The 18,327-nt window shown below is 72.9% G+C and carries 17 protein-coding genes; 7 read left to right on the top strand and 10 right to left on the bottom strand.

Features of this window, described 5'->3' with window-relative positions; genetic code table 11:
- The first annotated feature begins 3 nt into the window (after positions 1-3).
- From cbiQ to ACFVYK_RS25095, 5 genes are all read left to right on the top strand, one after another.
- Entirely contained in the window at positions 4-765 is a 762-nt protein-coding gene (gene cbiQ / locus ACFVYK_RS25115; RefSeq protein WP_389777878.1) for a cobalt ECF transporter T component CbiQ, read from the top strand.
- Positions 753-1,514, top strand: coding sequence for an energy-coupling factor ABC transporter ATP-binding protein (locus ACFVYK_RS25110; protein ID WP_389777876.1), 762 nt, complete (start codon positions 753-755; stop codon positions 1,512-1,514). The genes cbiQ and ACFVYK_RS25110 overlap by 13 nt, the downstream gene beginning before the upstream one ends.
- Positions 1,511-1,978, top strand: coding sequence for a MarR family winged helix-turn-helix transcriptional regulator (locus ACFVYK_RS25105; protein WP_389777874.1), 468 nt, complete (start codon positions 1,511-1,513; stop codon positions 1,976-1,978). The genes ACFVYK_RS25110 and ACFVYK_RS25105 overlap by 4 nt, the downstream gene beginning before the upstream one ends.
- 348 nt (positions 1,979-2,326) lie before the next feature.
- Complete coding sequence (locus ACFVYK_RS25100; RefSeq protein WP_109005312.1) at positions 2,327-2,731, top strand: organic hydroperoxide resistance protein; 405 nt, start codon at positions 2,327-2,329, stop codon at positions 2,729-2,731.
- Positions 2,732-2,805: 74 nt separating this feature from the next.
- Positions 2,806-3,981, top strand: coding sequence for a serine hydrolase domain-containing protein (locus ACFVYK_RS25095; RefSeq protein WP_389777872.1), 1,176 nt, complete (start codon positions 2,806-2,808; stop codon positions 3,979-3,981).
- A 31-nt stretch (positions 3,982-4,012) separates the two neighbouring features.
- Here ACFVYK_RS25095 and ACFVYK_RS25090 read toward each other — a convergent pair whose 3' ends face one another.
- The 5 genes from ACFVYK_RS25090 to ACFVYK_RS25070 all read right to left on the bottom strand — a co-directional run bounded on the left by ACFVYK_RS25090 (position 4,013) and on the right by ACFVYK_RS25070 (position 9,157).
- Positions 4,013-4,294: a DUF1876 domain-containing protein gene (locus ACFVYK_RS25090; RefSeq protein WP_389777870.1), complete on the bottom strand. Its 282-nt coding sequence runs from the start codon at positions 4,292-4,294 to the stop codon at positions 4,013-4,015.
- A 207-nt stretch (positions 4,295-4,501) separates the two neighbouring features.
- On the bottom strand, positions 4,502-5,020 hold the full coding sequence (locus tag ACFVYK_RS25085) for a hypothetical protein (RefSeq protein ID WP_389777868.1): 519 nt from the start codon (positions 5,018-5,020) through the stop codon (positions 4,502-4,504).
- Positions 5,021-5,255: 235 nt separating this feature from the next.
- On the bottom strand, positions 5,256-5,840 hold the full coding sequence (locus tag ACFVYK_RS25080) for a lamin tail domain-containing protein (protein WP_389777866.1): 585 nt from the start codon (positions 5,838-5,840) through the stop codon (positions 5,256-5,258).
- A 302-nt stretch (positions 5,841-6,142) separates the two neighbouring features.
- Entirely contained in the window at positions 6,143-8,431 is a 2,289-nt protein-coding gene (locus ACFVYK_RS25075; RefSeq protein ID WP_389777864.1) for an MMPL family transporter, read from the bottom strand.
- A gap of 123 nt (positions 8,432-8,554) precedes the next feature.
- The gene (locus ACFVYK_RS25070) at positions 8,555-9,157 is read right to left on the bottom strand and encodes a TetR/AcrR family transcriptional regulator (protein WP_389777862.1); all 603 of its coding nucleotides are present in this window, start codon (positions 9,155-9,157) and stop codon (positions 8,555-8,557) included.
- 192 nt (positions 9,158-9,349) lie between these two features.
- Here ACFVYK_RS25070 and ACFVYK_RS25065 point away from each other — a divergent pair, with 192 nt between their 5' ends.
- Entirely contained in the window at positions 9,350-12,619 is a 3,270-nt protein-coding gene (locus ACFVYK_RS25065) for a S41 family peptidase (RefSeq protein ID WP_389777861.1), read from the top strand.
- A 94-nt stretch (positions 12,620-12,713) separates the two neighbouring features.
- Here ACFVYK_RS25065 and ACFVYK_RS25060 read toward each other — a convergent pair whose 3' ends face one another.
- The 4 genes from ACFVYK_RS25060 to ACFVYK_RS25045 all read right to left on the bottom strand — a co-directional run bounded on the left by ACFVYK_RS25060 (position 12,714) and on the right by ACFVYK_RS25045 (position 16,396).
- Entirely contained in the window at positions 12,714-12,965 is a 252-nt protein-coding gene (locus ACFVYK_RS25060) for a hypothetical protein (protein WP_389777859.1), read from the bottom strand.
- Between the two features lie 91 nt (positions 12,966-13,056).
- The gene (locus ACFVYK_RS25055) at positions 13,057-13,941 is read right to left on the bottom strand and encodes an SDR family oxidoreductase (protein ID WP_389777858.1); all 885 of its coding nucleotides are present in this window, start codon (positions 13,939-13,941) and stop codon (positions 13,057-13,059) included.
- On the bottom strand, positions 13,938-14,879 hold the full coding sequence (locus ACFVYK_RS25050; protein WP_389777856.1) for an alpha/beta fold hydrolase: 942 nt from the start codon (positions 14,877-14,879) through the stop codon (positions 13,938-13,940). Before ACFVYK_RS25050 ends, ACFVYK_RS25055 begins: the two co-directional genes overlap by 4 nt.
- A complete protein-coding gene (locus tag ACFVYK_RS25045) occupies positions 14,876-16,396 on the bottom strand; it encodes a flavin-containing monooxygenase (RefSeq protein WP_389777854.1) in 1,521 nt (506 codons plus the stop codon). The genes ACFVYK_RS25050 and ACFVYK_RS25045 overlap by 4 nt, the downstream gene beginning before the upstream one ends.
- A gap of 138 nt (positions 16,397-16,534) precedes the next feature.
- On the opposite strand from ACFVYK_RS25045, the gene ACFVYK_RS25040 reads away from it, so the two are divergent.
- Positions 16,535-17,179 (top strand): MerR family transcriptional regulator, encoded by a 645-nt coding sequence (locus ACFVYK_RS25040; protein ID WP_389777852.1) that lies wholly within the window; start codon positions 16,535-16,537, stop codon positions 17,177-17,179.
- A 195-nt stretch (positions 17,180-17,374) separates the two neighbouring features.
- Here the strand turns inward: ACFVYK_RS25040 and ACFVYK_RS25035 are convergent, their stop codons facing one another.
- A complete protein-coding gene (locus tag ACFVYK_RS25035; RefSeq protein WP_389777850.1) occupies positions 17,375-18,178 on the bottom strand; it encodes an exodeoxyribonuclease III in 804 nt (267 codons plus the stop codon).
- Positions 18,179-18,327: the final 149 nt, after the last annotated feature.

Here is an 18,327-nt window from a genome sequence, read left to right as displayed (position 1 = left end):
GTCATGGGAGCGGGACACGCGCACCGGCTCTACCGGCACGGGCACTCGCCCGTGCACGGCCTGCCGCCGCACACCAAGCTCGCCGCCGCCTTCGGTTTCGTGGTGGTCGTGGTGTCGACGCCGCGGGAGGCGATGTGGGCGTTCGCGCTGTACGCCGTCCTGCTCGCGGCCGTCGCGCAGCGGGCGCGGGTGCCGGCCGGATTCCTGCTGAAGCGGCTGCTGATCGAGGTGCCGTTCGTCGCGTTCGCCGTGCTGATGCCGTTCGTGGCCGAGGGCGAGCGGGTGGACGTCCTCGGGCTGTCCCTCAGCGTCAACGGCCTGTGGGGCGCCTGGAACGTGCTCGCGAAGGGCACCCTGGGCGTCGCCGCGTCCGTCCTGCTGGCGTCCACGACGGAGTTGCGCGAGCTGCTGCTCGGCCTGCAACGGCTGCGGCTGCCCTCGCTGCTGGTGCAGATCGCCTCCTTCATGATCCGCTACGGCGACGTCATCACGGACGAGATGCGGCGCATGCGGGTCGCCCGGGAGTCGCGCGGCTTCGAGGCGCGGGGCGTGCGGCACTGGGGGGTGCTCGCGAAGTCCGCGGGCGCGCTGTTCATCCGCTCCTACGAACGCGGCGAGCGCGTGCACCTGGCCATGATCAGCCGGGGGTACGCCGGCTCGATGCCGGTGATCGACGAGGCCACCGCGACCCGCGCGCAGTGGTCGTACGCGCTGGCCCTCCCGTTCGCCGCCCTCGTCGTCCGCGTGTTGGGATGGGCCCTGTGACTGACGTTTCCCTGGAGGTCTCCGGCCTCGCCTTCGCCTATCCCGACGGCCATCAGGCCCTGTTCGGCGTCGACTTCTCCGTCGCGCGCGGCGAGCGGGTCGCACTGCTCGGGCCGAACGGCGCCGGCAAGACGACCCTGGTGCTGCACCTCAACGGCATCCTGAGCGGCGGCGCCGGCACCGTGACGGTGGCCGGGCTGCCGGTCGGCAGACAGCACATGGCCGAGATCAGGCGCAGGGTCGGCATCGTCTTCCAGGACCCCGACGACCAGCTGTTCATGCCGACCGTCCGCGAGGACGTGGCGTTCGGCCCGGCGGCGGCCGGACTGCGGGGCGCGGAGCTGGAGGCGCGCGTCGACCACGCCCTCGCGCAGGTGGGCATGGCGGAGTTCAAGGACCGCCCGCCGCACCACCTGTCCTTCGGCCAGCGGCGGCGCGTCGCGGTCGCGACGGTGCTCGCGATGGAGCCGGAGATCCTCGTCCTGGACGAGCCGTCCTCCAACCTCGACCCGGCTTCGCGCCGCGAACTGGCCGACATCCTGCGGTCGTTGGACGTCACGGTGCTCATGGTCACGCATGACCTGCCGTACGCCCTGGAGCTGTGCCCGCGCGCCCTGATCCTCAGCGAGGGGGTGATCGCGGCGGACGGCCGGACCGGCGATCTGCTCGCCGACGACTCCCTCATGCGCGCCCACCGTCTGGAGCTGCCCTTCGGGTTCGACCCGCGCTCCGCGACAATGGGCGCGTGACGAACGACGGACTTACCGCCGACGGCTCGCCGCTCCTCGACGAGCAGTTGTGCTTCGCGCTGTACGCGGCCCAGCGCGCGGTGACGGCCGCGTACCGGCCGCTCCTGGACGAGCTGGGCCTCACCTATCCCCAGTACCTGGTGCTGCTGGTGTTGTGGGAGCGCGGTGAGACGACCGTCAAGGAGCTGGCGGCGGCCCTGCGGCTGGACTACGGCACGATGTCGCCGCTGCTGAAGCGGCTGGAGGCGGCGGGCCTGGTGCGCCGGGAGCGCTCGGCGCGCGACGAACGCTCGGTGCTCGTCGCGTGCACCGGGCGCGGCGAGGAACTGAAGGGGCGCGCGAGGCGGGTGCCCGGCGCCCTCCTCGCGTCCACCGGTCTGGAGGCGTCGGAGGTCGCCCGGCTGCGCGAGGAGCTGTGGGGCCTCGCGCAGCGGGCACACGCGGCGGCCGACCGCACCCCCTAAGCCCCGGACCCCCGAACCCGCACCCCCGCACTCCCGCACCCCGAACCCCGAACCCGCGAACCCACGAACCCCCACGAACCCCGCACCCCCACACTCCCGCACCTCCGCACCCCCGCACCTCCGCACCCCCGCACCTCCGCACCTCCGCACCTCCGCACCGGCGTTACCTGCGGTTACCACCCCCTGGCGGGAACCTGTCCACCTACCGGCCGGTACCTTGTGCACGATGTAGTTCGACGCAGTTGGGGAAGACGCTGGGGAGGGTCCGCCGTGACAGAAGGCGCCGCAGTCGGCACCACCGAGACCGCCGACGCGGGCGGCACCGCCGACACCCGCCCGACGAAGATCATGTACGTTGCCGAGGCGACCGCGCACGGGGGCCGCGACGGGTATGTGACCAGCCAGGACGGCCAGATCGAGCTGAAGGTCGCGATGCCGCCGCAGCTCGGCGGCGACGGCAACGGCACCAACCCGGAACAGCTCTTCGCGGCCGGTTACAGCTCCTGCTTCCACAACGCGCTGATCCTCGTCGGCAACCGGGCGGGCTACGACCTCACCGGGTCGACGGTGGCGGCGAAGGTCGGCATCGGCCCCAACCGGAGCAAGGGCTACGGTCTCGCGGTCGCGCTCAGCGTCTCGCTCCCCGTCCTCGACCCGGGTCTCGCGGAGAAGCTGGTGGACGCGGCACACCAGGTGTGCCCCTACTCCAACGCCACCCGCGGCAACATCGATGTAACGATCATTCTGGGGTAGCCGAACCGAGGAATCGCAGGCCTGCCGGGGGCGTTGCCCAGGAGTTGAAGGCCGATTCGTCGAAAGGGGCGGGCGTGGACGTGAGCGGTGCGGTGGCCGAGGGTTTCGAGCCGGTCCGGGAGGCGTTCGTCCGCAACTTCGAGACGCTCGGGGACCGGGGCGCCGCGGTGGCCGTCTACCGCGACGGGCGCAAGGTCGTCGACCTCTGGGCCGGCGCACGGGACGTGGACGGCACGGCGGCGACGGCCCCCTGGGAGCGGGGCACCGCCCAGATCGTGCGGTCGGCGACCAAGGGCGTCGTCGCCGCCGGCCTCCTGCTGCTGCACCAGCGCGGCGAGCTGGACCTGGACGCGCCGGTCGGGGCGTACTGGCCGGAGTACAAGGCGGCCGGCAAGGAACGCACGCTCGTCCGGCACGTGCTCGCGCACCGCGCGGGCGTGCCGGTGCTGGACCGGCCGCTGACTCCCGCCGAGGCCGCCGACCCCGATCTCGGCGCGGCGGCGGTCGCGGCCCAGACGCCCGCCTGGGAACCCGGCACGGACCACGGCTACCACGCGCAGACGTACAGCTGGCTGACCGGCGAACTGGTGCGGAGGATCACCGGACGGCCCGTCGGGGAGTGGATCGCCGACGAGATCGCCGCACCGGTCGGGGCCGACCTGTGGCTCGGCCTGCCGGCGGCGCAGCGCGGGCGGGTGGGGCGCGTGGGGCAGGTGGAGGCGCCGGCCCAGACCGGGGCGCTGAAGACCCGGCCCAAGCCCGCTGTCGCGGCCGCCTACGCCGATCCGTCCTCCCTCACCCGCCGCGCCTTCGCCGCGATCACTCCGCTGCCCGACGAGAACGACCCCGCCTACCGGGCCGCGGCCCTGCCCGCGTCCAACGGCATCGCCACCGCCGACGGTCTGGCCCGCTTCTACGCCTCTCTGATCGGCGAGGTCGAGGGCGGCATACGCCTGCTGCGGCCGGAGACGGTGGAACTGGCACGCGGCGAGCAGTCGTCCGGCCCGGACCGGGTGCTCGTGGTGAACACCCGCTTCGGTCTCGGCCCCATGCTGCACGGCGCCGCGTCCCCCCTGCTGTCCCCCGCCTCCTTCGGCCACCCGGGCCGCGGCGGAGCGCTCGGCCTGGCCGACCCGGAGTCGGGGACCGCCTTCGGCTACGTCACCAACGGCTTCCGGTCGAGCGTGACGGCGGACCCGCGCGCACAGGCCCTGCTCCGCGCCCTGCGCACGGCGACGACGGCGCGCTGACCCGCCGGTCCGCCGGCCACCCTCCCGACGCCTACACGTTGATCGAGTGGGATCTCCGGCCCGAGGCGTCGTCGATCTCCAGACGCGCCTTGGTCAGCAACTGCATGGCGATCTCGTTGAGGGCGCGGGCGCCCGCGATCTCCTCCCCCACCCGGGGCTGGTTCGAGTCCACGTCGTGCCGTGAGGCATGCCCGTGCGCCCGGACCTCGGTCCCGTCGGGCAGCCGCACCAACGCGACCGCCCGCGTGTGCCGGTCGTCCTCCTCGAACTCCAGCTCGACGTGCCAGCCGACCGTGGTATGCATCGCGGCCATGACGATCACCTCCGAAGCTCCTGCTTCCAGAGTGCTCCTCCCGACCGCCCCCCGCACCCACGCGCCCTGCCGCGGCGCGGCGCGGCAGGGCGCGGCGCGGCGCGGCGCGGCGAGGCGAGGCGAGGCGAGGAACACCGAAGCGCTCCTTGAACGACCGGGCACCGGTCGACGGCAGGGCACCGGTCGCCGCTCCCACGACGGCCGAGCTCAACCGGCGTCCGGTGGCTCCGCCTGTGCCGGGGCGCCATGGCCTATGGTCATCGACCACCGCACGGCCGGGGACGCTTCGACGGACACGACTCCGCTGCGCTCCGCCTCGGACAGCGCGAACTGGTTGACGACGGTGCTGGTCCCGTGGGCCCCGCACTCCAGGGGGAAGGAGACGTGCACAGACTCCACCGCTACCGTGATCTTCCCCTTGCCCTGGCAACTCACCGCGACGGTGAGGGCGTCACCCTTCTTGCCCCGGCTGTACAGGACCTCGGCGTTGCCGGTGGTCACCTGCCGGCGGCCGGCGACCGATGAGTCGGCGTCCAACTCCGGCGGCTTCCGCAGCGGGGGCGGCGTGGCGCTGGGCGCGGCCCCTGCCGGTGTCCTGCCGGGCGCCGTGGCGCCCCGGGGCTGCGCGCTCTGCTCGGCGTCCGAACGGTCCGTCGTGCACGCGGCGAGGGAAAGAAGGGCCGCGCCCCACGCGACGCCCAGTACGGCCCGGGTTCGGCACGGCATATCGGTCCTCCGGGACAGCTCAGCCGACGCGGTGCGGCGTGGGGATGATGACGTTGCCCTGCTGCCCTGCTGCAGCTATCGGGATCATGTCAGCACAGCTGAGGGGTTACCAGCCTTCACCGCGCCTCCTGCGGCCGACGCTGGGACGACTGGACGGTGGGACGGCGAAGCGCCCGGCCCCCGGGGAGGGGGTCGGGCGCTTCGCCGTCAGGCCGGGATGGCCGGGGTGTGGACGTCAGCCGCGGCCGCCGTGGTGGTGGCCGTCACCGTGACGGTCGTCGCGGTCGTCGCGGTCGTGACGGTTGTCGCGGTCGTGACGGTCGTCGCGGTCGTGGCGGTTGTAGCGGTCGTCACGGCCGTGACGGTCGCGGCCCCAGGACTCGTCGTCCACGAAGCGGTGGCGGTCGTCGCGCAGGGTGGCGGTGTCGGAGTAGTTGTCCCACACCTCGCGGTGGCGGTCCTGGAACAGGTCGGTGCTGGTGTCGCGGCCCTCACCGGTGTGGACGCGGACGGTGGTGCGGGGGGCCAGCCGGTAGTGGCGGAAGGTGTAGCTCTCGCCGCGCTCGGCCGAGAGGGTCCACCCGTCCAGGTTGACGGTGTGGCGGCTGCTGTTGGTCAGCTCGACCCACTCCCTGTTCAGCGAGCGGGCGGAGCGGTCGTTTCGGCCCGGTGCGTCGTACTGCACGGCGCTGATCTCCACCTTCGACCGGTTGTGGTGCGGGTGGTCGGCGGCGGAGGCCGGCAGCGCCACCGTCCCGACGACGGCCGCGGCGATCGCGGCGGCGGCGAGACAGCGGGCGGAAACAGCGTTAGCAGACACAAGGTCTCCTTGCGTGGTGCGGGTTCACGGCCAGATCGGCCGCATGGCCAACACTCGACCACCCACCCCGTTCCGCGCGCCTAATTGCCACCTCACGTTACGAACCGTCCACATTACGGTGACAGTAGGCTTCCATGTCCATATATGTACTGAAGGCTCCGAACCGTTGGCGTTACTGCCCTGCGGGCCCTCACCGCCGCCGCCCGTCACCCGAAAGTGGGTCACAGGCAGAGAAAGGCCGGTGAGGGCGCCCCGTCCCCACGGAGCCCTCACCGGCGGTCTTTCCCAGCCGGTCTCGCGCGTCAGGCGCGCACGAGCTCCCGGTCGTCGTCCGGGTCCGCGCCCTCGGCGTCGGCCGCCCGGTCCAGCGCCTTCAGGCCCTCGCCCTCGACGTCCACGTTGGGCAGTGCGCGGTCCAGCCATTTCGGCAGCCACCAGGCCTTCTTGCCCAGCAGGGCGAGGACGGCGGGCACGATGGCCATGCGCACGAGGAACGCGTCGAAGAAGACGGCGATCGCGAGGCCGAAGCCGATCATCTTGATCATCGACTCGCTGGAGCTGATGAAGCCGCCGAACACGGCCATCATGATGATCGCGGCCGCGGCCACCACCTTGGCGCTGTGCCGGAAGCCGGTCACCACGGCCTGGCTCGGGCTCTCGCCGTGGACGTACGCCTCACGCATCCGGGTCACGAGGAACACCTCGTAGTCCATCGCGAGGCCGAACACGACGCCCACCATGAAGATCGGCATCATCGACATGATCGGTCCGGTCTCCTCGACGCCGATCAGGCCGCCGAGCCAGCCCCACTGGAACACCGCGACGACGGCGCCGAGCGCGGCGAGCACGCTGAGCAGGAAGCCGAGGGCCGCCTTCAGCGGAACCAGGATGGAACGGAACACCACGATCAGCAGCAGGAAGGCCAGTCCGACGACCAGGCCCAGGTACGGGATCAGCGCGTCGTTGAGCTTCTGCGAGAAGTCGATGTTCATGGCCGTGGTGCCGGTGACGAGCACCTGTGCGCCCGTGTCGGACCTGACCTCGGCGCCCTGGTCGCGAATGGCGTGGACCAGGTCCTCCGTCTGCGTCGAGGAGGGCTTGGAGTCCGGGATCACGGTGATCGTCGCGGTGTCGCCGGCCTTGTTGAAGGCGGCCGGGGTCACCGTCACGACGTCCTTGAGGCCCTTGATTCCGTCGGTCACCGAGGTGGCCGCCGCCTGCGGGTCGTCGCTCTTCTGCGCGTCGACCACGATCATCAGGGGGCCGTTGAAGCCGGGGCCGAAGCCGTCCGACAGCAGGTCGTAGGCCCGGCGCTGGGTCGTGGACGTCGGCTGCGAGCCGTCGTCCGGCAGGCCCAGCTCCAGCTCGGCGGCGGGGACGGCGATCGCGCCCAGCCCGATCACGCCCAGCACCAGCACGGCGGCCGGCCGGCGGATGACGAAGCTGGCCCAGCGCACACCGAGACCGGGCTTGGCCGGACCGGACGAACCGGCCTGACCGGACGGCTCGGCCGTCGCCGTCGCCGGACCGGACGGCGCGGACGCCTCGGCCACGCCGCCGCGCGACCGGCGCTTCTCGCCGGTCGCCCTGACCTTCCCGCCGGCGAATCCGAGCATCGCGGGGATCATGGTCAGCGCGATGAGGACGGCGACCACGACCGTGCCGGCCGCCGCGAGGCCCATCTTGGTCAGCATCGGCACGTTGACGACCGCGAGGCCCGCCAGGGCTATCACGACCGTGAGGCCCGCGAAGACCACGGCCGACCCTGCGGTGCCGGTGGCGCGTCCGACCGCCTCCTCGCGGCTGCGGCCCTCGGCCAGCTCGCCGCGGTAGCGCGAGACGATGAACAGGGCGTAGTCGATGCCGACCGCGAGCCCGATCATCAGGGCGAGCGTGGAGGTGGTGTCGCCGAGGTCCAGCGCCTTGGCGAGGGCGGTGATGGTCGAGACGCCGATGCCGACGCCGATGATCGCCGTCAGCAGCGGCAGTCCGGCCGCGACCAGCGAGCCCAGGGTGACGACGAGGACCACCGCGGCGAGGGCGAGACCGACGATCTCGCCTACCGCGCCCGGCTCGGCCCCGGCCTGCAGCGCGTCGCCGCCGACGTCGACGGTCAGCCCGGCGGACCGGGCGTCGTCCGCGGCCTTCTCCAGGGCGTTCCTGGTCGCGTCCTTCAGCTCCATGCCGGGCGCGTCGTACCGGACGGAGGTGTAGGCGACCGTCTCGTCCTTGCTCACGGCGTGCGTCGTGAACGGGTCGGCGACGGAGACGACCTCGGAGCCGTCGCTCAGGGACTTGACGGCCTTGTCGACGGCCGCCCGGTTGGCGGCGTCCGTCATCTTCTGGCCCTCGGGGGCCTTGAAGACGATGCGCCCGGTCGCGCCGTCGGCGCTGGCTCCGGGGAAACGCTGCTCCAGCAGGTCGAAGGCCTTCTGGGCCTCGACGCCGGGAATGGAGAAGGAGGTGGTGCCCGGCGCGGGCGCGGTCGCCGCGCCCACTCCGGCGAGGGTCAGCAGCGCGACCCACATGAGGGCGACGAAGGCGCGTCGCCGGAAGGCGAAACGGCCGAGTTTGTAGAGGAACGTGGCCACGGAGGCGTACTCCCGGTCAGGTCGTGTGCGTGCAGGGCAGGGTTGACCGGCCCGGCGCGAGGCAGGGCTGATCGGCCCGACGACGTGAGCGGTGACGTCAGGATGGGCGGACCGTGGGGACGGTCAGGTGGTGGGTGCGCCGAGGGCGGGGAGGACCACGGCGTCGATGTACGACAGAAGGAACGTCTGCGTCGGCGGCTGCTCGTCGAGCATGGTGCGGGCGGCGAACGCGCCGATCATCATGTGCGGCATGAAGTCCATCGCCGGGTTGTCCGCACGGATCTCGCCCCGGTCGACGGCCCGCTGCAGCACACGGCGGAACTCCGCCATCTCCGGCTCGACCAGGTGTTCCTTGAAGGCCTTCAGCAGGTCGGGGTTGCCGTGCACCGCCATGGCCAGACCCCGCATCAGCGCGGAGTTCTGCTCCATCTCGCAGTCGTCCGAGCGCAGGGTGAGGGCGTGCAGGTCACCCCGGAGCGTCCCGGTGTCGACCGCGTCGGCGGAGCTGCCCGGCTTGCCGTGGCGGACCGCCTTGGCCACCAGTTCGGCCTTGCCGCCCCACTGGCGGTAGAGCGTGGCCTTGCTGGACCGGGTGCGAGCGGCGACGGCGTCCATGGTGAGGGCGTCGTAGCCGACTTCGCGGAGCAGCTCGAGCACGGCCTCGTACAGCTCTGCCTCACGCTCGGGGGTGATGCGGCTGCGACGCGCCGTTGCGACCTCAGTCATTCCGCTCCCCTTCCCGCTGCGGACCGAACCGAACCAGACCGGACCGGCGCAGGGTCCGTCTTCGTACGTTCCGAATGTAGCGCAGTCCACTGCGAAACGAAACCGTTTCGTACGTGCCCTGTCTCACGCGCGCCCGGTTCCGCACACATGTCATAAGTTGCTCGGGTCCATCCCCCGGAAAAGCATGGGGAGGTGAGCTATCTGCGCCTGCCCCATCTCCATGGTGACCTGTTGTGCTTCGTGGCCGAGGACGACCTGTGGCTGGCCCCGCTGGCCGACCCGGGCCGCGCCTGGCGGCTCACCGTGGACCGCACGAAGGCCGGACACCCCCGGTTCTCCCCCGACGGCCGCCTGATCGCGTACACGAGCTGGCGCAACGTCGTCCCGGAGATCCACCTCGCGCCGGTGGAAGGCGGACCGGCACGCCGGCTGACCTACTGGGGCAGCTCCGACACCCGGGTCTGCGGCTGGACGCCCCCGGACGCCGACGGAAACGCCGACATCCTCGCCGTCGCCTCGCACGGCGAGCCCTTCTCCTACTTCACCTGGGCCTACAAGGTCTCCCCCGACGGCTCCCCCGGCCGGAAACTCCCCTGGGGCCCGGTCAGCGACCTCCAGTGCGCCGACCTCGACGGCGAACGCCGCACCCTCCTGCTCACCGGCACCCCGCCGCACGAGCCGGCCGCCTGGAAGCGCTACCGGGGCGGCGCCACCGGCCGGCTGTGGCTGCACGGGCAGCGCCTCCTGGAAAACGTCGAAGGCCACCTCGCCTGCCCCCTCTTCGTCGGCGGCCGGATCGCGTTCCTCTCCGACCACGAGGGCGTCGGCAACCTGTACTCCTGCGCCCACGACGGCTCCGACCTGCGTCGGCACACCGACCACGACGCCTTCTACGCCCGGCACGCCTCCAGCGACGGCGCCCGGGTGGTGTACCAGTGCGCCGGAGACCTGTGGATCGTCGACGACCTCGCCGCCGGTTCCGAGCCGCGCCGGATCGACGTGCGCATCGGCGGACCGCGCGCGGGACGCCGCCCCTACCAGATCCCGGCCGCCCAGCACGTGGACGGCCTCTCCGTCGACGAGACCGGCCGGGCCGGCGCCGTCGTCGTCCGCGGCAGTCTGTACTGGCTGACCCACCGCGACGGACCGGCCCGGACGATCACCGACACCCCCGGGGTGCGGGTGCGGCTGCCGGAGATGCTCGGCCCGGGCGGCCGGGTCGCCTATGTGACGGACGCGGACGGCGAGGATGCCGTCGAGATCGCCCACCTGCCCCGGGCCACGGGCCGGCGCCCGCCCCGGCGGCTGGCCTCCGGCAGGCTCGGCCGGGTGCTGGAGACGGTGGCGGACCCGCAGGGCGAACGGCTCGCCGTCGCCTCGCACGACGGCCGCCTGCTGCTCGTCGACCTGACCGAGGACGCGTCCGCCGAGGACGCGTCCGCCGAGGAGGTCACCGAGCTGGTCGCGTCGGCCAACGGGCCCGTCCGCGACCTGGCCTTCTCCCCCGACGGCAGCTGGCTGACCTGGTCGCACCCCGGCATCGGACGCTCCCTGCGCCAGATCAAGATGGCCCGCATGAAGGACCGGTCGGTCATCGACGTCACCGACGGCCGGTTCGAGGACGAGAACCCGGTGTTCACCCGGGACGGCCGCTACCTCGCGTTCCTGTCCTGGCGCGGCTTCGACCCGGTCTACGACGTGCACACCGGCGACCTGTCCTTCCCGCTGGGCTGCCGCCCCTACCTCGTGCCCCTGTCCTCCGCGACGCCCTCGCCCTTCGCCCTGACCCCGGAGGGCCGCCCGGCCGCCGGCGGACTGGACCCGGTGGAGGACGACGGGGACGGCGCCGACGGGACCGTGACCGTGGAGACCGAAGGGCTGGCCAGCCGGGTCACCCCCTTCCCGGTCGCCGCCTCCAAGTACTCGGCCCTGCACCCGGTGGCGGGCGGCGGGCTGGTGTGGCTGCGCTGGCCGATCTCGGGGGCGCTCGGCGAGACGTTCGCCAACCCGGACGACACGAGCGGGCGGCCCACCCTGGAGCACTTCACCATCGGCAAGGCGAAGAAGTCCGAACTCGTCGGCGATCTCGACTGGTTCGCGGTGAGCGGGGACGGCACCCGGCTGGTCGTGGTCGACGAGGGCGAGCTGCGCGCGGTGCCCGCCACCGAGTCCGGCGACCCGGACTCCACGGTCTGGATCGACCTGCGGCGCATCCTGCACGAGGTGGACCCCGGCGCCGAGTGGCGGCAGTCGTACGAGGAGGCCGGCCGGCTGATCCGCGCCTACTTCTGGGACCCGGGCATGTGCGGGATCGACTGGGACGCGATCCTCGACCAGTACCGTCCCCTCGTCGAACGGGTCGCCTCACCGGACGAGTTCGCCGACCTGCTGCGCGAGGTGCTGGGCGAGCTGGGCACCTCCCACGCGTACGTCACCGCCGCCCGCCGCAACGAGGGACCGCCCCACTACCAGCGCCTCCAGGGCCTCCTCGGCGCCAACCTCGCGCACCGGGAAGGCGGTTGGACGGTCCGGCGGATCCTGCCCGGCGACTCCTCCGACTCCAGGGCGCGTTCGCCGCTGGCCGGCGCCGGCATCCGGGAGGGCGCGGTCCTCACCCACGTGGACGGCCGCGCGGTGGACGCCGTGGCCGGCCCCTACCCGCTGCTGGCCGGCGCGGGCGGGACCACGGTCGAGCTCACCTTCATCCCGGCCGACGGTGACGCGGACCGCCCACGCCGGGTGGCCGTCGTCCCGCTCGTCGACGAACGCCCGCTGCGCTACCAGGACTGGGTGGCCAAACGGCGCGAGGTGGTACGCGAGTCGAGCGACGGCCGGTGCGGCTATCTGCACATCCCGGACATGGGCGGCTCGGGCTGGGCCCAGTTCAACCGCGACCTGCGCGGGGAGGTCTCACGACCGGCGCTGATCGTCGACGTGCGCGGCAACGCGGGCGGCCACATCAGCGAACTGGTGGTGGAGAAGCTGACGCGGAAGATCCTCGGCTGGGACCTGACCCGCAACGCCCAGCCGGTGTCCTACGCGTCCAACGCCCCGCGCGGGCCGGTGGTGGCGCTGGCGGACGAGGCGACCTCCTCCGACGGCGACATGATCACGGCCGCCTTCAAACTGCTCGGACTGGGCCCGGTCGTCGGCCAGCGCACCTGGGGCGGTGTGGTCGGCATGACCGGACGGCACCAGCTGGGCGACGGCACGGTCATCACCGTCCCGATGAACGCGGCCTGGTTCGACGCGTACGGCTGGTCGGTGGAGAACAGGGGCGTCACCCCCGACCTGGAGATCCTGCGCACCCCCCTCGACTGGGCCGAGGGCCGCCACGCCCAACTCGACGACGCCGTACGCCTGGCCCTGGACCTCCTCGCCACGAACCCGCCGGCGACCCCGCCCGACCACACGGGCGTCCCCGACCGCTCCCGCCCCGGGCTGCCACCGCGTACGAGCTGAGCCGCGCAGGACGCGAGGAGCGCGGAACGCGAGGAGGGGCGCCCCGGGCCCGGGGCGCCCCTGCTCACCGTTCACCGTCCGCCGGAGCGGGGGGTCAGAAGCTCTCTTCGTCGAAGCCGACGCGCTCGCGCTCGCGGTCCCGCTCCTGCGGGGTGCGACGCTCCGACGCCTCGTGCTCGGGGCGCATGCGCTCCGACGCCTCGCGCTCCGGACGCATGCGCTCCGCGTCCTCGCCCGGACGCTGCTTGCCGCGCTGCTGGACCTGCTCCTTGGCCTGCTGGGCCTTCTGCTTGACCTGCTGCTGCCGCTGCTCGGACTGGTCCTGGAACTTGTCCTTCATACCCATGTGGGTTCACTCCTGTAGGAGATGAGGGGGCTGGAGCCCCGTGGTGGGGCCTCGACCAGATTCACACGGGCGGTCACGGTGCGCATGTCGATCAACTACGCTGCGTAGTCCTGGCCTGTTCGTCGGCGGACCCGCCTGCTCCCACCAGTCCCGTCCGCATCCCCTGCAGGCGGGGCGCGAACCGCTGCATCTCCCGCCTGCCGACCGTCCCGATGAGGCCGGGCAGGTAGCCGCGCACACCCTGCATCCCGCGCAGCCAGCCCTGCGCGTACACGTGCGCGGCGCGCCGCTCGACGCCCGCCACGATCCGGTCCACCGCCGGTCCCAGCGGGTACGTCTTGTTCGCCGGCCACGGCAGCCGCTGCCTCAACTCCCGCATCACCTCGTCCTGGTCGGCCCCGCGCACCATGTCCGTGTCGGTCCAGGACAGATAGCCCACGCCCACCCGGACGCCCTGGTGGGCGACCTCGGCGCGCAGACTGTGTGCGAACGCCTCCACGCCCGACTTGGACGCGCAGTACGCGGTCATCATGGGCGCCGGGGTGATGGCCGCGAGCGAGGCGATCTGCAGCAGGTAACCGCGGCTCTCCCGCAGCAGCGGCAGGAACGCGCGAGCCGTGACGGCCGAGCCGATCAGGTTGACCTCGACGACCCGGCGCCAGGACTCCGGGTCGGAGTCCGCGAACGGACCGCCGTTGGCCACACCGGCGTTGGCCACCACGACGTCCACCTTGCCGAAGCGCTCCTTCACCTCCGACGCCACCCGGGCCATCGCCTCGTGGTCGGTGACGTCGGCGTACCAGTGGTCGCTGTCGCCGTGCAGCCGCTCGGACACCTGCTTCAGCGCGTCCGGTTCCAGACCGACCAGCGCGATCCTCGCGCCGCGCGCGGAGAGCTTGCGGGCGAGCAGCTCCCCGACGCCCCGCGCCGCCCCGGTGACCACGACGACCTGTCCCTCGAGCTGGACCCTGCTCATGCGCCCTCCTTCGACTGCGTGTATGCGATGACGAGTTCGCGGATCCGACCGGTGACCAGGTCGGGCGCCTCGACCGGCGTCATATGGCCGACGCCGGGCAGTTCGGTGACCCCCAGGGAGCGGGGCAGCGCGGCGGCGATCCGGTGGGCGTGCACCGGCGGCGTCATCCGGTCGGCGGTGCCCACCAGCACCGCCGTCGGCACGTCCAACCGTCCGACGCCCTGGTCGAGATCGAGCAGGTGCAGCACGTCGGACCAGGCGTGCCGCACCCGGCGCGGACAGGCGTGCACGATCCGGGCGCACGCCTGCACCATGTGCGGGGCCGCGCCGGCGCCCATCGTGGCGTACTTCAGGATCCGCATCGCGACCGGCGTGACCGGTCCGAGGGGCGCCCTGGACCCGAGGACCCGCCGGGTCAGCCAGGTGCGCAGCCGGCCCGGCCGCAGCGGGACGACGGTGGACTCGGCGACGAGCCGCGAGGCGCCGGTGCTGCACAGCAGGACGGCGGCCGCGTGCTCCCGGAAGACGTCCCGGCCGGCCGCCGCCAGCACCGTCATGCCGCCCATGGAGTGACCGGCGATGACAGCCTTCTCCCCGGGCGCGAGCGTCGCCTCGAGGACGGCTTCCAGGTCGTCGGCGAGGGCGTCCGTGCTGCACGCCGGGCTCGCCGGGGTGCGACCGTGGCCGCGCTGGTCGTACGCGATCACCCGGTGGTCGACGGCGAGTTCGCGGATCTGCGCCGCCCAGAACGCGGTCGAGCAGGTCCAGCCGTGGGCGAGGACGACGGCGGGCGCGGCCTCGGCTCCCGAGGCCGGACCGTGGATCTCCACGTGCAGGCGGGCGCCGTCGGCCGAGACGGCGGACAGCTCCCGCACGCGGACCGGCCCGGCGGCCGGGTCGGCGGCCGGGTCGGCGGCCGGGTCGTCGAGGGCGGTCACGCCGTCACCCCCGTGTCCTCGGCGTCGCGCTCTCCCGCGGCCCGCGCACCGGCGGGCGCGCGCAGGACCTCGTACTCCGCGAGGTCCACGCGGCGCGTCGCCCGCCGGAACTCGGCGGTGGTCCCCGGCCAGACGGTGGTGTTGCGACCGCTCTCGTCCAGGTACCAGCTGGTGCAGCCGCCCGTGCTCCACACCGTGCGCTTCATCCGGTCCTGCACCCGGCGGTTCCAGGCGTGCACGGCGCTCGGACGGGCGTCCAGTGCCGCGCGGCCCCCTAGGACGTCGAGCTGACGCAGATAGTCGGCGAGGTAGTTCAGCTGGGACTCGATCATCAGGATCATGGAGGAGTTCCCGAGGCCGGTGTTCGGGCCGATGATCGTCATCCAGTTGGGGAAACCGGCGGCGGACGCGCCCCGCAGGGCCTCCATGCCGCCCTTCCAGGTCTCCGCGAGCGTCCGCCCGTCCGCGCCCACCACCCGGTCGGCGATCGGCATGTCGGTGACATGGAACCCGGTGCCGAACACGATCACGTCGGCCTCCGCCTCGGTGCCGTCGGCGGCGACCAGGGTGGACCCGCGCACCTCGCTCAGGCCGCTCGCCACGACGTCCACGTTGGGGCGCGTGAGGGCCGGATAGTAGGTGCTGGACAGCAGGATCCGTTTGCAGCCGATGCGGTAGTCCGGGGTGAGTTTGGCGCGCAGGGCCGGATCCTTGACGGCGCGGGCCATGTTGCGCCGGGCGAGCTGCTCGACGAAGCCGAGTTCGTTCGGGTGCTTGGTGAACGCCTGCACCTGCAGCTCGCGGATCCCCCACAGCAGACCGCGCCGCATCCGCGCGGTGAAGGGCAGGGCCCGGTGCAGGGCGCGCTCGGCGCCGCTGACGGCCCGGTCGACGCGCGGCATCACCCACGGCGGGGTGCGCTGGAAGAGGGTCAGCCGGGAGACGTCCGGCTGGACGGCCGGCACGATCTGGACGGCCGAGGCGCCGGTGCCGACCATGGCGACCCGCTTGCCGGTGAGGTCGTGGTCGTGGTCCCAGCGGGCCGAGTGGAAGACCTTGCCGGGGAAGGAGTCCAGGCCGGGGATCGCCGGGATCTTCGGGTCGGAGAGCGGCCCGGTGGCCGAGACGACCATGTCGGCGAGGTAGCGGCCGGCGCTGGTCTCGACGTCCCAGCGCAGCTCCTGCGCGTCCCAGGTCATCCGCAGCACCTCGGAGTCGAGCCGCAGGTGCGGCCGCAGCCCGAAGACGTCGGTGACGTGCTCCAGGTAGGCGCGGATGTGCTCCTGGCCGGAGAAGGTGCGCGGCCAGTCCGGGTTGGGTGCGAAGGAGAAGGAGTAGAGGTGGGACGGCACGTCACAGGCGCACCCCGGGTAGCTGTTGTCCCGCCAGGTCCCGCCCACGCTGCTCGCCCGCTCCAGGATCACGAAGTCCGTGATCCCCTCCCGGCGCAGCCGCACGGCGGCTCCCAGTCCGCCGAAGCCGGACCCGATCACCGCCACCCGTACGTGTTCGGTCATCCCGACACCTCCCAGCCGTGCGACTCTCATCGACCCTGCCAGTGAACACTGGCGCAATCGGAGGGTAGAGCAGGTCCGTACCGATGGGTAGGGGCCGGGAGAAGGAAAGTTACCGGCGGTACAACATAGGCTTCGCCCGTGACGGACAAGCGCGAGTACCGGACGGAGGAGCTGGCGGCCGAGGCCGGCATCACGGTGCGCACCCTGCGCTTCTACCGCGAGCGCAAACTGCTCGCACCGCCCCGGCGCGAGGGCCGCATCGCCTGGTACGACGACCACCACCTGGCCCGGCTGCGCACGATCTCCGCCCTCCTCGAACGCGGCCACACCCTCACCGGCATCGCCGAACTGGCGAACGCCCTGGACCAGGGCAGCGACGTCGCCGAGCTGATCGGCGTCGGCGGCCCCACCGAGGAGGAGCCGGTCCGCCTCACCCCCGAGGAACTCGCCGCCCGCTTCGAGGGCCAGGTCACCCCCGAGAACCTGGCCACCGCCCTGGACCTCGGCTACCTGGGCACCGACGGCGACGACATCGTCCACATCAGCCGACGGCTCCTGGACGTCTCCACCGCCCTGGTGGGCGAGGGGATCCCGCTCGCCGAGGTCCTGGCGGCGGGCGTCCGCGTCCGCGAACACGCCGACGCCCTCGCCGAACTCTTCACCGACCTGATCCTGCGTCACGCCACCGAGCACGACCTGCCCCGCCTGCGCCCCCTCGCTCGAAGCGTGGTGGAGGCGGAACTCTCCCTGGCGTTGGACCGACGGCTGCGCAAAGAGCCCTGAGGAGCCCTCCTGTGGAGCGTTGGGCGCCGCCCGCAGGCCGTGGGCCGCAGGCCGTGGGCGACGGCCGTGGGCCGTGGGCGACGGCCGTGGGCCGTGGGCGACGGCCGTGGGCCGCAGGCCGTGAGCCGTGAGCCGCAGGCCGTGAGCCGTGAGCCGCAGGCCGTGAGCCGTGAGCCGTGAGACGTGGGCGACGGCCTACAGGTCGTAGACGACGGTCACCGGGGCATGGTCCGACCAGCGCTCGGCGTGCGTGGCCGCCCGCTCCACGAACCCCTTCACCGCCTTGCCCGCGAGACCGGGCGTCGAGACGTGCAGGTCGATCCTCCAACCTGAGTCGTTGTCGAAGGCCCGCCCCCGGTACGACCACCAGGTGTACGGGCCCTCCAGGTCCGGGTGCAGCTCCCGTACGACGTCCACGTAGCCGCCGTCGGCCGTGGCCAGCACCCGGCTCAGCCAGTCGCGCTCCTCCGGCAGGAAGCCCGAGCTCTTCTGGTTGGCGCGCCAGTTCTTCAGGTCGGCCTGCTGGTGTGCGATGTTCCAGTCGCCGCAGACCAGGACCTCGCGGCCGTCGGCGGCGGCGCGTTGGCGCAATTCCTTCAGGTGGGCGAGGAACTGGTCCATGAAGCGGATCTTCTCGTCCTGGCGGTCGGTGCCGACCTCGCCGGACGGCAGGTAGAGAGAGGCGACCGTCACGCCGGGCAGGTCGGCCTCCACGTAGCGGCCGCTGCCGTCGAACTCGGCGGAACCGAAGCCGACACGGACGGCGTCCGGCTCGCGGCGGGTGTAGAGGGAGACGCCGGCGCGGCCCTTGGCGGCGGCCGGCGCGTGGGTGACGTGCCAGCCCTCGGGGGCCCGGACCGTCTCCGGCAACTGCTCCGGCTCGGCCCGCACCTCCTGCAGGCACAGCACATCGGCGGAGGTGTCCGCGAGCCACTCCACGAAGCCCTTCTTCGCGGCGGCACGCAGTCCATTGACGTTCACGGAGGTCACGGTCAGCACCCCGGCACGATACCGGTCGAAACCCGCCGGGCCGGACGCCGGCCGCGGTCCGGCGGGCCGGGGAGGGCCGGCCGGGCGGGGCGGCCGGGCGGGCAGGTCGGACGGGGCGGGCCGGCCGGTCGGACGGGCGGGGCAGCCGGCCGGGGCGG

Source organism: Streptomyces sp. NPDC058291, assembly GCF_042880855.1.
GTDB lineage: Bacteria > Actinomycetota > Actinomycetes > Streptomycetales > Streptomycetaceae > Streptomyces.
Note: the sequence above shows the minus strand (reverse complement) of the source record. Positions and strands in the feature narration are given on the sequence as shown.

Bases quoted from the DNA above. Each gene is read 5' to 3' on its own strand.
- ACFVYK_RS25045 (WP_389777854.1), bottom strand. From the start codon at position 16,396: ATGACCGAACACGTACGGGTGGCGGTGATCGGGTCCGGCTTCGGCGGA.
- ACFVYK_RS25070 (WP_389777862.1), bottom strand. From the start codon at position 9,157: ATGACTGAGGTCGCAACGGCGCGTCGCAGCCGCATCACCCCCGAGCGT.
- ACFVYK_RS25090 (WP_389777870.1), bottom strand. From the start codon at position 4,294: ATGGCCGCGATGCATACCACGGTCGGCTGGCACGTCGAGCTGGAGTTC.
- ACFVYK_RS25055 (WP_389777858.1), bottom strand. From the start codon at position 13,941: ATGAGCAGGGTCCAGCTCGAGGGACAGGTCGTCGTGGTCACCGGGGCG.
- ACFVYK_RS25110 (WP_389777876.1), top strand. From the start codon at position 753: ATGGGCCCTGTGACTGACGTTTCCCTGGAGGTCTCCGGCCTCGCCTTC.
- ACFVYK_RS25085 (WP_389777868.1), bottom strand. From the start codon at position 5,020: ATGCCGTGCCGAACCCGGGCCGTACTGGGCGTCGCGTGGGGCGCGGCC.
- ACFVYK_RS25100 (WP_109005312.1), top strand. From the start codon at position 2,327: ATGTACGTTGCCGAGGCGACCGCGCACGGGGGCCGCGACGGGTATGTG.
- cbiQ (WP_389777878.1), top strand. From the start codon at position 4: ATGGGAGCGGGACACGCGCACCGGCTCTACCGGCACGGGCACTCGCCC.
- ACFVYK_RS25060 (WP_389777859.1), bottom strand. From the start codon at position 12,965: ATGGGTATGAAGGACAAGTTCCAGGACCAGTCCGAGCAGCGGCAGCAG.